This is a genomic window from Virgibacillus siamensis, assembly GCF_039522605.1.
GTDB lineage: Bacteria > Bacillota > Bacilli > Bacillales > Amphibacillaceae > Lentibacillus > Lentibacillus siamensis.
The window spans coordinates 298,120-312,736 of the sequence record NZ_BAAADS010000025.1 but is presented as its reverse complement, the minus strand read 5'-3'; the positions used below and the strand labels follow the sequence as shown (position 1 = coordinate 312,736).

Sequence of the window (14,617 nt, the reverse complement as noted above, 5' to 3'; positions counted from 1 at the left end):
AGATGATAAAGAAATTAAAGAACTATGATTTTACACTTATGATTACACCTGTTCTTCTTACAGGATTCGGCATTGTCATGATTTACAGTGCCAGCATGGTATATGCAGTAGTGGAAGGCTACGAGAGTACACATTATCTGGTAAAGCAAATACAGTGGTTCATCATTTCGATGGGTGCTTTTGCCTTCACCAGCCTTTTCCCTTATAAGTATTACCAAAAACTGATGAAGATAATCATTATGGTGATGGTTGCTCTCCTGATTGGTGTTCTTATTTTTGGGGATGTGGTAAACGGTGCAAGGTCATGGTTTGACTTCGGGCCAGTCAGCATGCAGCCTTCTGAATTTGCCAAGCTTGGTTTGATTATGTACTTGGCGTCTGTTTATTCCAAAAAGCAAAATTATATTCAGCAATTTAACAAAGGTGTTCTTCCGCCGTTGATATTGACGGCTCTAATCCTTGGTCTCATCTTAATGCAGCCAGATGTTGGAACAGCAGCTATTATATTTATGATTGCGTGTTCCGTAATTTTCAGCTCGGGGATTCGCTTTAAGCATCTCTCCATCCTTGTGCTCATTGGATTGTCCTTGGTTGCTCTGGCAATTCCGAGCATGGTGACTGACGAAAGAATTTCCAGGTTTACGGGTGCATACCAGCCTTTTGAAACCCCCGATACAGATGGTTATCACCTGATTCAGTCGTATTTGGCAATTGGTGTTGGCGGACTTGATGGAGAAGGGCTTGGCCATAGTGTTCAGAAATTAGGTTTTCTGCCTGAGCCGCATACTGACTTCATCATGGCTGTTATTGCCGAAGAACTAGGTTTTATAGGTGTTGCAGTAGTTTTGGGAATGTTAAGTATTATCGTATTACGAGGGTTTTTCATCTCCAGAAAAAGCAGAGAAAGTTTTGGTGCATTGTTGGCGATAGGTATCTCATCAATGATAGGCGTACAGGCCTTCATTAATCTTGGGGCGATTACCGGATTGCTGCCGATAACAGGGGTTCCACTCCCGTTCGTCAGCTATGGCGGATCCTCATTGCTTGTCATGATGCTTTCTATAGGGATACTGAACAATATCGCTAAATCGGTTAAAAAGAAGGAACAGGAAACTGAGCCGGAAAACAGACAAATAACGAATGGTAGCAATGTATTTAAAAATAGAGGAGGAAAAACATGGGTGAAGTAAAAGAGATAAATAAAGTACTGGTTGCAAACCGGGGTGAAATAGCTATACGTGTTTTTCGAGCATGTACAGAGCTGAACATACGGACAGTTGCCGTTTATTCAAAGGAAGACAGTGGGTCATATCATCGTTATAAGGCTGATGAAGCGTACCTTATAGGAGAAGGAAAGAAACCGATTGATGCCTATCTGGATATCGAAGATGTGATTGAAACAGCCAAAAATGTGGGTGTAGATGCAATCCATCCCGGGTATGGGTTTTTATCCGAAAATATTGATTTTGCCCGCCGTTGTGAAGAGGAAGGGATTATCTTTATCGGACCAACCAGTAACCATTTAAATATGTTCGGGGATAAAGTCAAAGCTAGAGCGCAGGCTATCGAGGCAGGTATTCCGGTAATACCGGGGAGTGATGGTCCGGTAACATCCCTGAATGAAATGGAAGCATTTGGCGAGCAACATGGCTATCCGATCATTATTAAGGCATCACTTGGCGGCGGCGGCCGCGGGATGCGGATTGTCCGCAACAAAAGTGGTCTGGCTGAAGCATATGATCGTGCCAGATCTGAGGCTCGAGCTGCGTTTGGCAGTGATGAAGTTTATGTTGAAAAATTAATCGAAAATCCAAAACACATAGAAGTCCAGGTGATTGGTGACAGTCATGGAAACATCGTTCATCTGTTTGAACGCGACTGCTCCGTGCAACGCCGTCATCAAAAGGTTGTTGAAATTGCTCCAAGCGTTTCGCTTCCTGATTCATTGCGTGAGGAAATTTGTGAAGCTGCGGTCAATCTGGCTAAAAATGTGGATTATTTGAATGCGGGTACTGTGGAATTTCTTGTGACGGATAGTGAATTTTACTTTATTGAAGTTAATCCGCGTGTACAGGTTGAGCACACGATTACGGAAATGATTACCGGTGTTGATATTGTTCAGACACAATTGAAGATTGCACAAGGGATGAATATCCATGAATCATCAATTGGAATTCCCCGTCAACATGAAATCAGTACAAACGGTTTCGCTATTCAATCCCGCGTTACAACAGAAGATCCATTGAATAATTTTATGCCGGATTCTGGAAAAATTATGGCATACCGAACTGGCGGAGGTTTTGGTGTACGGCTTGATGCGGGGAACGGTTTCCAGGGATCTGTTATATCACCGCACTATGATTCATTGCTGGTGAAGGTTTCTACGTGGGCACTTACATTTGAGCAAGCTGCACAAAAAATGGTCAGAAACTTAAAAGAATTTCGGATTCGTGGAATAAAAACCAATATTCCTTTTCTGCAAAATGTTATTCAGCACAGTAACTTTTTATCAGGTCAGTTCAGCACAACCTTTATTGATCAGACACCCGAATTATTTGTCTTTCCCAAACGTAAAGACCGGGGTACTAAAATGCTTACCTATATTGGTAATACGACGGTAAACGGTTTTGAAGGAATTGAAAATAAGAAAAAACCTTCCTTGCAGAAGCCACCGGTACCAAAAATTGATCAGCTGGAAGATTTTCCTTCCGGTACCAAACAAATTCTGGATGAACATGGACCGGAGTATTTGGCGGATTGGCTGAAGGAACAGAAACAAGTTATGTTGACAGATACAACATTTCGTGACGCGCATCAGTCATTGCTGGCAACCAGAGTGCGAACCAAGGATCTGCTTCAGATAGCCGAACCGACTGCACGTCTTGTGCCGCAGCTATTCTCGGTTGAAATGTGGGGTGGAGCGACATTTGATACTTCATACCGATTTCTTAAAGAGGATCCTTGGCAACGACTGTTGAAGCTTCGGGAAAAAATGCCTAATGTACTTTTCCAAATGCTGCTTCGTGCAAGTAACGCCGTTGGGTATAAAAACTATCCGGATAATCTCATTAAGGAATTTGTTGAAAAAAGTGCAACCGCGGGGATTGATGTGTTCCGTATCTTTGACAGTCTGAATTGGCTGGAAGGAATGAAACCTGCAATTAATTTTGTCCGCGAAAATAATAAAATTGCCGAAGCGGCCATGTGCTATACAGGGGATATCCTGGATATGGGCAGAACAAAATATGATCTTGATTACTATAAAAATCTTGCCAAAGAGCTTGAGTCAGCAGGTGCACATATTCTTGGCATCAAAGATATGGCAGGCTTGCTAAAACCTGAAGCTGCTTATCAATTAATCAGTACACTAAAAGACACGATTGATTTGCCGGTACATCTTCATTCTCATGATACAAGTGGTAATGGTATTCACATGTATGCAAGGGCAGTGGATGCAGGCGCGGACGCAGTTGATGTGGCTTGCGGTCCAATGGCAGGTATGACATCACAGCCAAGTGCGCAAACACTTTATCATGCACTGGAAGGGACGAGCCGTCAGCCGAAAATAAATGTGGAGTCCTATGAAAAGCTTGCACATTACTGGGAAGGCATCCGTAATTATTATCAGGATTTCGAAAGCGGCATGAAAGCACCGCATACCGAGATTTATTTTCATGAGATGCCTGGTGGACAATACAGCAACCTTCAACAACAGGCGAAAGCAGTTGGTCTTGGACATCGCTGGAATGAAGTGAAGGCAGCGTACAGACAAGTAAATGAAATGTTTGGTGACATTGTTAAGGTAACTCCATCATCCAAAGTGGTCGGAGATATGACCTTATTTATGGTGCAAAATGACTTAACGGAAGATGACATTTATGAACGAGGTGAATCAATTGACTTCCCAGCTTCAGTAATAGAGTTTGCACAAGGGTATTTAGGACAACCGTATCAGGGCTTCCCACAGGAATTGCAGCGTATTATTCTGAAAGGGAAGGAACCTATCAAAGTCCGTCCCGGTGAATTGCTCGATTCAATTGATTTTACACAGATGAAAGAGTCGCTGTTTAAAACATTGGATCGTCAGGTAACAAGCTTTGATCTGATCTCATATGCACTCTATCCGAAAGTGTTTATGGATCATCACCGCTTTACGGAGAAATATGGCGATCTTTCTGTACTTGATACGCTTACTTTCTTCTATGGTATGCGTCTTGGAGAAGAAATCGAGGTTGAAATTGAGCAGGGCAAAACCTTGATCGTGAAGCTGGTGTCCATCTCTGAACCCCAGGCTGATGGTACACGGGTTGTCTATTTTGAGTTGAACGGTCAATCCCGCGAAGTAGTCGTGAAAGATGAAAGTGTTATACCGCAAATTAAAACACGTCCAAAAGTTGACAGCGGTAATGAGAAACATATCGGGGCAACTATGCGGGGAACAGTTGTAGAGGTTATTTGCAACAAAGGTGAAAAAGTTAAAAAAGGTGACCATCTGCTCATTACGGAAGCGATGAAAATGGAAACCACAGTACAGGCGCCGTTTACAGGGGTGATTAAGGATATTCACGTGAAAAACGGTGAAGCCATTGCTGTAAATGATTTGCTGATTGAATTTGAATGATTAAAATGGAAACAGGCTGTTGGGAAATGCCCAACAGCTTGTTTTTTGTATTTAGATGTTTAAAGAATGTTGTTTTAATACAAAATTTATAAACCGCGAAGTAAGGGCCCCTTGTTTTTTTATTCGCCGCCGTACTTTGCCGAAAATCGGTCGTACAAAACTGTGATCGCGCCGTATTTTGACATGAACCCGCCGTATAAAAGCAAATAGCCGCCGTACATTCGAGAAAACTCGCCGTACTAAAATTAAATTGGGTAAGAAATCGTTACTACCTAACCAGCCGCTGCGACAGTATTTGAGTAGATGTACCAATGCGGGCGGGCATTGAAAGTGGATATACTCCAACGGCTGGTCGCGCTATACTAGAGTAATGAGTTTTTTCAAAGTCTCGGTTTGCTTTAACTGTTAGCGTGAAAGTACAACTTTAAAGAACCACATATTACATATAAAGAGGGAAATGGAATAATTCCACTTCCCTCCTTAATTATAAATTATTTCGTTCTGTTTTTACCGCTTCGTTTAGAAAGCAGTGAAAAATAGCTGAGCATCGCAAAGTAGCATGAAATGATAAATGCGTGCAATAAAGCTATCCATAGATTAAGCATCGTGAATATAATCAATGCTCCAAGGAGTACCTGCAGCGTAATCATTGAAACTGTTGCTATCCATCCCCAGTACATAATGCGGTTCTTCCGGTAAGTTCTTATCATTTTAACAAACAGGACAATCGTCCAGATGAATAAGATACCAGCAGCCAGACGGTGCCCCATTTGAATCCATTCCTGCATGTTAAATCCTGATAATGCCAGGGGATCACTATTTGAGCAGAATGGCCAGTCGGGACAAATCAAGCTCGAATGGGCGTGGCGAACTAATGCTCCAGTGTAAACAACCACTAATGTATAAATGGTAATCGAATAAATTTCGATTCGGTGTTTCTTTTGAATAACAAGTGAATCAGCATCAAATTTTTTGTCAATCTCAAAGATCAAAAGCATTAGCAGAAAAACAGATGCAAATGAAATGAGAGAAATACCAAAATGGGTTGCCAGAACAAAATCCGATTGATTCCAGATAACTGCCGCAGCACCAATTAATGCTTGCATTATTAAAAAGAAGGAGGATAAGAAGGATAGTAATTTAACCTCCCGCACATGTCCAAGATATTTCCATGCCAGGATGGACAGTGCCAGTACTACAACACCCATAATTCCTGAAACGAGCCGGTGACTCAGTTCTATGACCAGCTCAGGTGTAATGGTTGCCGGTACAAACTGTCCGTGGCAAAGCGGCCAGCTGGCACCGCATCCCATACCAGATCCGGTCTTGGTGACTAGGGCCCCTCCAAGAAGTACGAATACCATTCCTAAAGTTGAAACTACTGAGAGCCACTTTAATATTCTAATCATAAGTCTTCCTCGCTTTTTGTCGAATAATAATCAAACTATAATATTTTAACGATATTACCGCAATCAAATGTTACTATAACATATGAAGAATGCAATGCGTGAAATATAAATACGATTTCACACTATTTTCATTAAAAAAGCAAAAAACCCTTGCATTGTTAACAGTTGTTTGCTAGAAATAAAGTAGGGGATATTTGCTGACCTTCATGCTACTGTGCCTGCTGTCATGGGAAAACTACATAAATTGTTTCAATTGATAAAGGCTGGGAAAGCCTTTCATTTATTTTACGTAACTTTTTTCACAAATTTGTCACATTTGGAAGAGTTAATACATTGTAAAATAGACATGACTGTGTAGTTGAATAGATTGTATTGGCATTCCGTGATACAATTAGGTTAATTTACAGTGGATATTTTTGGGTGTACATAGGCAGGATATAAAATGCCTTTGATTTTTTCATGCAATTATGTTGGGCGATGAAGGGGGGATTTATGTAATGAATAAAGTGGAGGCTGATTCTTCACAATTAATTGGTAATGCTGCTGTAACAAAAGATACAGGTTCGTCATTCATTACGGACATGAAATCGCTCATCAAAGTGGGCATTGTGAATTCGAATTTGATAACGACATTTGCCGGATTTTGGCTTGCTTTGTATTTTACAGGCACCTCATTCAACGTAAATTGGGATTTATTTTTATTTACCATGTTTGGGAGTGCACTCGTAATAGCAGGTGGCTGCATCATGAATAATTGGTATGATGTGGATATTGATCCAGTTATGTCACGTACGAAAAAGCGTCCTACTGTAACAGGCAGCATTTCAATGAATAACGCTTTGATACTTGGTTTATCTGCTACCGCAGCGGGGATTATCCTGTTATCTTTTGCAACCGTAACGGCAGCTGTAATAGGGTTCATTGGGTGGTTCACGTATGTTGTGCTGTATACAATGTGGTCAAAGCGTAGGTACACGCTGAATACGGCGATAGGAAGTGTTTCAGGTGCAGTTCCGCCTTTAATTGGATGGGCAGCTGTTGATCCCGATCTTCATTTGACAGCAATCGTGCTGTTTCTCATTATGTTTATCTGGCAAACACCCCATTTTCTTGCCCTTGCCATGAAAAAGAATAAGGATTACAAAAATGCTGGTATCCCAATGCTCCCTGTTGTACATGGTTTTGGTGTAACAAAACGGCAAATTGTTATCTACATCGCCTGTTTACTGCCTTTGCCATTTTATCTTTCAACTCTCGGGACAACATTTCTTGTGATAGCAACATTGCTGAATGTAGGCTGGCTTGCTCTGGGTGTTAGTGGTTTTTTCATGAAGAATGATTTTAAATGGGCAAATATGATATTTATTTATTCATTGAATTACTTAACCATCATTTTTCTATTGATGGTCGCTGTAACAATTGAGTTCCCCTTAAGCTGAAAATTGTTCCTTACTTATAAACAGTTATGACATAAGGAAAAATCACAAAAAGAAAGAGAGGTATGCATACATGAAAGGCTGGATGGGTAAATCCCGTATATTTTTTCTGTTGAGCTTGTTGGCGCTTCTACTGGCTGGCTGTGGCAAAGAAAACCTGAGCGCCCTAAAACCAGAAGGCTATGGTGCCGAGACTTCAATGGATTTAATCATTCTTACCGCTGTAATCATGTTATTTGTTTTTGCAGTTGTGTTATTGGTTTATACTATAGTGTTAGTACGTTTCCGGAAGAAAAAAGGAGATAAAGAATTTGTTCCGAAGCAGGTTGAAGGAAACAAAACACTTGAAACAATTTGGACGATTATTCCAATTGTTTTACTTCTTATTATTGCTGTCCCGACGGTAATTGCCACATTTGATCTTGCGGATAAATCGCAGGCAGAGGAACATTTGAATGTGGAGGTAACCGGTAATCAGTATTGGTGGCACTTTAATTATGAAGGAAAGAAAATACAAACCAGCCAGGATTTATATATTCCTGTAGGTGAAAAGGTTTACTTGAACATGAAATCCTCTGACGTGATTCACTCATTTTGGGTACCGTCTATATCAGGTAAAATGGACGTGAACCCTACTAACGTTAACACTATGTTCATTAAAGCAAATGAAGAAGGTGTCTATTACGGAAAATGTGCGGAACTTTGTGGACCATCGCATTCACTGATGGACTTTAAAGTTATTGCCGTGAGTCAGGAAGAATTTGACCAATGGGTAAATGACATGCAGAATGTTGACCCTAAAGCTAAGCCCGGAAGTACAGTAGCTCAGGAAGGAAAGACACTGTTCCAGGAAAATAACTGTATGGGCTGTCATGCTATTGGATCATCTCCAGCTCAGGTTGCACCTAATCTGACAAACTTTGGAGATCGTACAAAAATTGCCGGTGTATTGGAACCGACGAAGGAAAACCTGGTGAAATGGATAATGGATCCGGAGTCGATTAAGGAAGGAAACAAAATGACTGGCAAATATCCGGATGTGTCAAAAGAAGAAGCTGGTAAGATTGCAGAATATCTGATGCAGTTACAGCCATCTGATATTACACCGGAAGATGCGAAAGAAAATAACAAATAATTTTATCTAATGGAAAGATAAATAAAGGAGGTTAATGTTGTGAGTACAGCAGTTACTCAGAAAAGAAGCTTCGGTGCTGTGTTATGGGATTATTTGACAACAGTCGATCATAAGAAAATTGCGCATTTGTATCTTTTCGGTGGCGGATTATTCTTTATTCTCGGCGGACTGGAAGCATTGGTTATTCGGATTCAGCTGATGCAGCCTCAAAATGACTTTGTCAGTGCAGGCTTGTATAATGAAATGCTTACCATGCACGGAACAACGATGATCTTTCTTGCAGCGATGCCGCTGATTCTAGGATTAATGAATGCCGCCGTGCCATTGCAGATTGGCGCACGTGACGTGGCATTTCCGTTTTTGAACTCATTAGGATTTTGGCTGTTCATGTTTGGGGGACTTATTCTAAACTGCAGTTGGTTCCTTGGAGGAGCACCTGATGCAGGGTGGACTGCATATGCGCCACTTTCAACGACGTCCCCCGGTCACGGTGTGGACTTCTATGTTATTGGTCTGCAGATTGCCGGTGCAGGAACATTAATTGGTGGTATTAACTTTCTTGTAACCATTATTAATATGCGTGCACCAGGTATGACATATATGAGGATGCCATTATTTACATGGTCATCATTCATTACCAGTGTATTAATTTTATTTGCGTTTCCAGCACTGACAATTGGTTTATTCCTGTTAATGTTTGACCGGATGTTTGGATCTGCGTTTTTCGATGTGTCGCTTGGTGGAAATGAGATTATCTGGGAGCATTTATTTTGGATTTTCGGACACCCGGAAGTTTATATTCTGATATTACCTTTGTTTGGTGTGTTCAGTGATTTATTCTCAACTTTTGCTAAAAAACGATTGTTTGGTTATACAGCAATGGTATTTGCTACAATGCTGATTGCATTCTTAGGCTTTATGGTGTGGGCTCACCATATGTTTACGGTAGGCCTTGGCCCGGTTGCAAACTCCATTTTTGCAATCGCAACAATGGCAATTGCTGTTCCTACAGGGATTAAAATATTTAATTGGCTTGCAACTATGTGGGGAGGACAAATTAAAATCAACTCCGCTATGCTGTGGGCGCTTGGGTTTATTCCGACATTTACCATTGGTGGTATGACCGGGGTAATGGTTGCGTCTGTTGTTGCAGACTATCAGTATCACGATACGTATTTCGTCGTTGCACACTTCCACTATGTAATTGTTGGCGGAACCATTTTCGGTATTTTTGCCGGCCTGCATTACTGGTGGCCAAAAATGTTCGGTCGTATTTTGAATGAAAAATTGGGTTATCTGACGTTCTGGACCTTCTTTATCGGATTCCATTTAACATTCTTTATTCAGCATTTTCTTGGTCTGATGGGAATGCCACGCCGTTACTGGGTATATTTGGAAGGATCAGGATTGGATACTGGTAACCTGATCAGTTCGATAGGAGCTTTCTTCATGGCATTTGGTGTTATTGTATTCTTCTACAACATCGTTTACACTGCCGTTAAAGGAGAAAAAGCTGTCGATGACCCTTGGGATGGACGCACGCTTGAGTGGGCAACAGCATCACCACCGGAACATTATAACTTTAAACAGGTTCCATTGGTACGAGGACTTGACCCTCTATGGGTTGAGAAAACAGAAGGAAAAGGTACGATGACTCCGGCAGAACCGCTGGGAGATATTCATATGCCGAATGGATCATTCCTGCCGTTCTTGATGAGTCTGGGACTGTTCATTGCAGGATTTGGATTTATTTATCATATGGACTACAACTGGGCGTATATTCTTCTGTTCGGCGGCATGGCTATGCTGCTTGGCTGTATGTTGACACGCTCTTTGAAAGATGACTTGGGCCATCACATTCCAAAAGAGGAACTGGAAAGGGAGGCTGACTAATATGAGCGATCATTCTTTAAATCCGGAAGTAATGCCGAATGAACCGGAAAAAGCCACCCTTGAAGGGAAAAATAAATTTCTTGGTTTTTGGTTCTTCCTCGGCGGTGAAACGGTTTTGTTCGCCTGTCTGTTCGGAACTTATATTGCATTGCGTAACTCAGCGGCAGGCGGGCCTACGGAAAATGAATTATTCGGTCTTGAACTTGTCTTTTTGATGACGATTCTGTTGCTTACAAGTTCATTAACAAGTGTTTACGCAGTTTACCATATGAAAAACAATAATTTTAAAAAGATGCAATTGTGGCTAGGTATTACTGCACTACTCGGGTTTGGGTTTCTTGCGTGTGAATTATATGAGTTTACACATTACATTCATGAATACGGATTTACTTTCCGTTCATCAGCGTTCGGCTCTGCATTCTATGCATTGGTAGGCTTTCACGGGGGACACGTTACATTTGGTCTTACCTGGTTGATTGCGTTAATGATTCGGAATGCAAAACGCGGGTTAAACTTATATAATGCACCTAAATTCTATACTTTCAGTTTATACTGGCACTTTATTGATGTTGTATGGGTGTTTATTTTCACAGTAGTATATTTAATGGGAAAGGTGGGTTAATCAATGTCAGACAGCACCAATTCCAATCAGGTTAATCCATATCAAAAGGAAAAAAATAAAGAAGAAATGAAAAAACAGCTTATTACGTTTGCATTAATGATTGCCTTTACGTTGATCGCGTTTGGAATCGTAGTAAGCGGTGCAATGGATAAGATGTTTGTCATACCTGTTCTAATTATTCTTGCTGTTACACAGGTAGGATTCCAATTTTACTATTTCATGCACTTGAAGGACAAAGACCACGGTATGCCGGCATTTATGATATATGGAGGTGTTTGGGCAGCTGTCCTGACACTTGCAGGGTTAGGTGTCATTACCTGGTGGTAAGTAATTGTGAAGGCTTGGGATTCCCAGCCTTCTTTTTGTTTACATAGCGTACTATAAAATTTAATTTAATACTTGTGGATAATTTTTATATTAATGAAAAGCCACGTCCGGCTCCAGCGCCCAGCAACTAGCAAACTTCACACTTCCTCACTACGATAAAGAAGACTTGCCGATGGTGAAACCAGAGGCTTAGTCGCACTTATACCCTTGTGGTGAAAGTCAACATCGGTTCGTACTTTAAGGAAGGCCGACTAAAACCGGCCTTTGCGGCCAACGTCGGCACACCCCTATGAAGGGGCGTGTTTCCTTTATCTCATTGCGGATTAAAGAAGATCGGCTAACTTCGCCGCTTTGCGCGGCAACGCCGACCCACCCTGCATGGCAGGGCGCAGTTTGTACGTTGCTAAACGGGCGCTTACGCCTTTGTTCTTGCTTTTTGTTCTTAATTTGTCACATTAGAAATGCGTGAATCCCCTTATATGCGTTATAATAAGAACAGAATCCATTTATGGAGTGGTTATTTATGTGGTTAGAAATACAGATCTTTGGCTTCCGTGCACTTTGGAGTCCGTATTATTTCCTTTTTGTTGCGGGACTTGCACTTATATATTATCTTATTACCGGACCATACCGGCATAAATTTGGCGGAGGAGATAGGCCTTCCCGTAAGCAGCAATTTTTCTTTTATACTGCTTTAGTTTTATTGTATGCTGTGAAAGGTTCGCCGATTGACCTGCTTTCACATATTATGCTGACAGCACATATGATTCAGATGGCCATTTACTATCTAATTTTTCCGATTTTGATTATCAAAGGAATTCCAAAATGGCTATGGGAGAAGGTTGTATACAGACCGGTAATTAAACCATTCATTGCTTTTTTATCAAAGCCATTGATTTCTTTGCTACTGTTTAATACATTGTTCTCGTTGTATCACATGCCGGGGATTTTTGATTTTGCAAAATCATCGCAGATTGCCCATACAAGTATTTCACTTGTTATTCTAGTTGCTGCGTTTATTGTCTGGTGGCCAATTATGTCACCTTTGAAGGAATTTGATAAACTTTCTCCGCTTGCTAAAATATTTTATATCTTCGCCAATGGTGTTCTGATTACGCCTGCCTGTGTGTTAATAATTTTTGCGGATGTACCAGTTTACGCAACATATTCCCAAGATGGGGCGTGGATTCAGGCTATGTCGCTTTGCGTGCCAAATGGCGTATTGCAAAATATTACGTACAGTATTTCCGGACCTGAAATGTTCTCACCAATGACAACAATGGAGGATCAGCAATTAGGCGGTATTATCATGAAACTGATGCAGGAAATTACGTATGGTATAATGCTGGGAAAAATATTTTTTGGATGGTTTAATCGAGAGAGTCTTCGGGTTGATCCGATTCCAACGACAAGTCCAAGTAAGTACTAATTTTCAATCTGACATTAGATACAGCCTGGAATTTCCATAAACAGAAAGAAGGGGACAGTACAATCTATGCCATTTCTACCGACAATCAGTACATTTTTTATCATAACAAGCGCCATTCTGGTGGCAATCGGGTGGAGACTGATTATAAAAAATAAACCTAAAGCACATAAAAAAACAATGATTGCCGCAGCCATCAGTGCTTTATTGTTCTTTATTATTTATGTATCACGGACAGCATTTGTGGGAAATACCAGTTTTGGCGGTCCGGAAAGTATTGAAATATACTATACCATTTTTTTGATATTCCACATTATATTGGCCACTACTGGCGCAATCTTTGGTGTGGTTACGATTACGCTTGCATTGAAGCGTAAAATCAGGATTCACCGGAAGATTGGTCCAGTGACAAGTATAATTTGGTTTTTTAGCGCAATAACTGGGGTTATGGTGTATTTGTTACTGTATATTATTTATGAGGGAGGTCAGACCACCAGTATGCTTAAAGCCATTCTTGGAGGCTGATCCATTGTATCCTTTATAAAGTTATAAAAAGTGTACAGGCATTAGCTTGTACACTTTTTTCTGTGGTGTTGTAACTGGATCATATAAAGCACCAGTAAAAACGCTATATTTTAAATTTCCATCTGATAATACCAGCTTCTTTTGCAGAATTAAATGCAATCAGAAAAAGCGGTCCCAGAATAAAACCGGCAATACCCATCAGCTTCACACCTAAAAACATTGCAATCAGGGTTGCCAGTGGAGAAAGCCCGATATGCTGCCCCATTACTTTAGGTTCCACCGTCCGCCTTATCGCCAGTAGAATAATTGCAAGGATTGCAAGTTGAATGCCAGTACTGGTTTCACCAGCGAGCAGCAGGAATAATGCCCATGGACCAAGAATGATTATTGACCCGATTAGTGGAATAAAGTCGACCAGCCATATAATTAAAGACATGATGATCGCAACTTTTGGCGTAATAAAGAACAAACCAATCAGCGTCACAACAAAAATGATAATGCTGACAAGGAACTGCGCTTTGAGAAACCCAAGAATAACACTGGAAAGTCTTTTATTCATGAAGGATACTTTTTCAGCAGTTTCCGTTGTGAACAAGCTGTACATTTTCGCCTTTACAGTTGGCAATTCAAGCATAAACAGGAATAAAGCTATTAGATAAACGAGAAAACTGATTAGATATTGTGGTATCATGGAAAAAATCTGTGCGATATTATCAATCGTAATTTTCTCTTTAGCTGTATTACTTAATGCATCAAGGTTCGATTCAATGCTGCTGGAAATCTGTTTTGTAAATTCATCGGGCATATTTTGAGTGTATTGCTGTAAATCTTCTTCCCAGTCAGCATAAGCCTCATTGACTTCCTGGAAATAGGAGGGTACTTCCTCAACGAAATTGACAACCTGGGTTACTGCTTTTGTAACAACGAAGGTACCGGAAAGGCTGACTAAAATAATAAATAGCAGAAATACTACAATAACGGATGTTTTTCTACTCACTTTCAGTTTGTGTTGAAGCATCCGGATAAATGGATTAAGTATCAGAGCTGTGACCAGGGCAACGAGTAAAGGTATTGAAATTGGTAAAATAAATAAACAAAACAAAATAAATAGGATAGTAAATAGAATCAGTGACCATTGGCGTTTTGTAATAGATCGGAACAAAGTAAGGAAATTTCTCCTTTCTGAAATAAGCTGTAACTGTATGTATACAAAAAATATAGCA

Annotated in this window: 11 protein-coding genes; 9 read left to right on the top strand and 2 right to left on the bottom strand. The window is 40.6% G+C overall.

Annotated elements, in window-relative coordinates; genetic code table 11:
• Positions 1–2: 2 nt before the first annotated feature.
• On the top strand, positions 3–1,190 hold the full coding sequence (ftsW, locus tag ABD010_RS16735) for a putative lipid II flippase FtsW (protein WP_343815676.1): 1,188 nt from the start codon (positions 3–5) through the stop codon (positions 1,188–1,190).
• Positions 1,178–4,621: a pyruvate carboxylase gene (gene pyc, locus ABD010_RS16730; RefSeq protein ID WP_343815673.1), complete on the top strand. Its 3,444-nt coding sequence runs from the start codon at positions 1,178–1,180 to the stop codon at positions 4,619–4,621. Before ftsW ends, pyc begins: the two co-directional genes overlap by 13 nt.
• Before the next feature lie 491 nt (positions 4,622–5,112).
• Here pyc and ABD010_RS16725 read toward each other — a convergent pair whose 3' ends face one another.
• The gene (locus ABD010_RS16725) at positions 5,113–6,030 is read right to left on the bottom strand and encodes a COX15/CtaA family protein (protein WP_343815670.1); all 918 of its coding nucleotides are present in this window, start codon (positions 6,028–6,030) and stop codon (positions 5,113–5,115) included.
• A gap of 497 nt (positions 6,031–6,527) precedes the next feature.
• On the opposite strand from ABD010_RS16725, the gene cyoE reads away from it, so the two are divergent.
• The 7 genes from cyoE to ABD010_RS16690 all read left to right on the top strand — a co-directional run bounded on the left by cyoE (position 6,528) and on the right by ABD010_RS16690 (position 13,394).
• Positions 6,528–7,469, top strand: coding sequence for a heme o synthase (cyoE, locus tag ABD010_RS16720; protein ID WP_390350832.1), 942 nt, complete (start codon positions 6,528–6,530; stop codon positions 7,467–7,469).
• Between the two features lie 70 nt (positions 7,470–7,539).
• Complete coding sequence (gene coxB / locus ABD010_RS16715) at positions 7,540–8,601, top strand: cytochrome c oxidase subunit II (RefSeq protein WP_343815667.1); 1,062 nt, start codon at positions 7,540–7,542, stop codon at positions 8,599–8,601.
• A 39-nt stretch (positions 8,602–8,640) separates the two neighbouring features.
• Positions 8,641–10,494, top strand: a complete 1,854-nt coding sequence (gene ctaD / locus ABD010_RS16710; protein WP_343815665.1) for a cytochrome c oxidase subunit I — start codon at positions 8,641–8,643, stop codon at positions 10,492–10,494.
• A gap of 1 nt (position 10,495) precedes the next feature.
• On the top strand, positions 10,496–11,116 hold the full coding sequence (locus ABD010_RS16705; protein ID WP_343815663.1) for a cytochrome (ubi)quinol oxidase subunit III: 621 nt from the start codon (positions 10,496–10,498) through the stop codon (positions 11,114–11,116).
• A gap of 3 nt (positions 11,117–11,119) precedes the next feature.
• A complete protein-coding gene (ctaF, locus tag ABD010_RS16700) occupies positions 11,120–11,443 on the top strand; it encodes a cytochrome c oxidase subunit IVB (protein ID WP_343815660.1) in 324 nt (107 codons plus the stop codon).
• 523 nt (positions 11,444–11,966) lie between these two features.
• Positions 11,967–12,872: a cytochrome c oxidase assembly factor CtaG gene (ctaG, locus tag ABD010_RS16695; protein WP_343815657.1), complete on the top strand. Its 906-nt coding sequence runs from the start codon at positions 11,967–11,969 to the stop codon at positions 12,870–12,872.
• A gap of 66 nt (positions 12,873–12,938) precedes the next feature.
• Positions 12,939–13,394, top strand: a complete 456-nt coding sequence (locus ABD010_RS16690; RefSeq protein ID WP_343815655.1) for a DUF420 domain-containing protein — start codon at positions 12,939–12,941, stop codon at positions 13,392–13,394.
• Between the two features lie 103 nt (positions 13,395–13,497).
• Here the strand turns inward: ABD010_RS16690 and ytvI are convergent, their stop codons facing one another.
• A complete protein-coding gene (gene ytvI, locus ABD010_RS16685; protein WP_343815653.1) occupies positions 13,498–14,556 on the bottom strand; it encodes a sporulation integral membrane protein YtvI in 1,059 nt (352 codons plus the stop codon).
• Between the last annotated feature and the right edge of the window lie 61 nt (positions 14,557–14,617).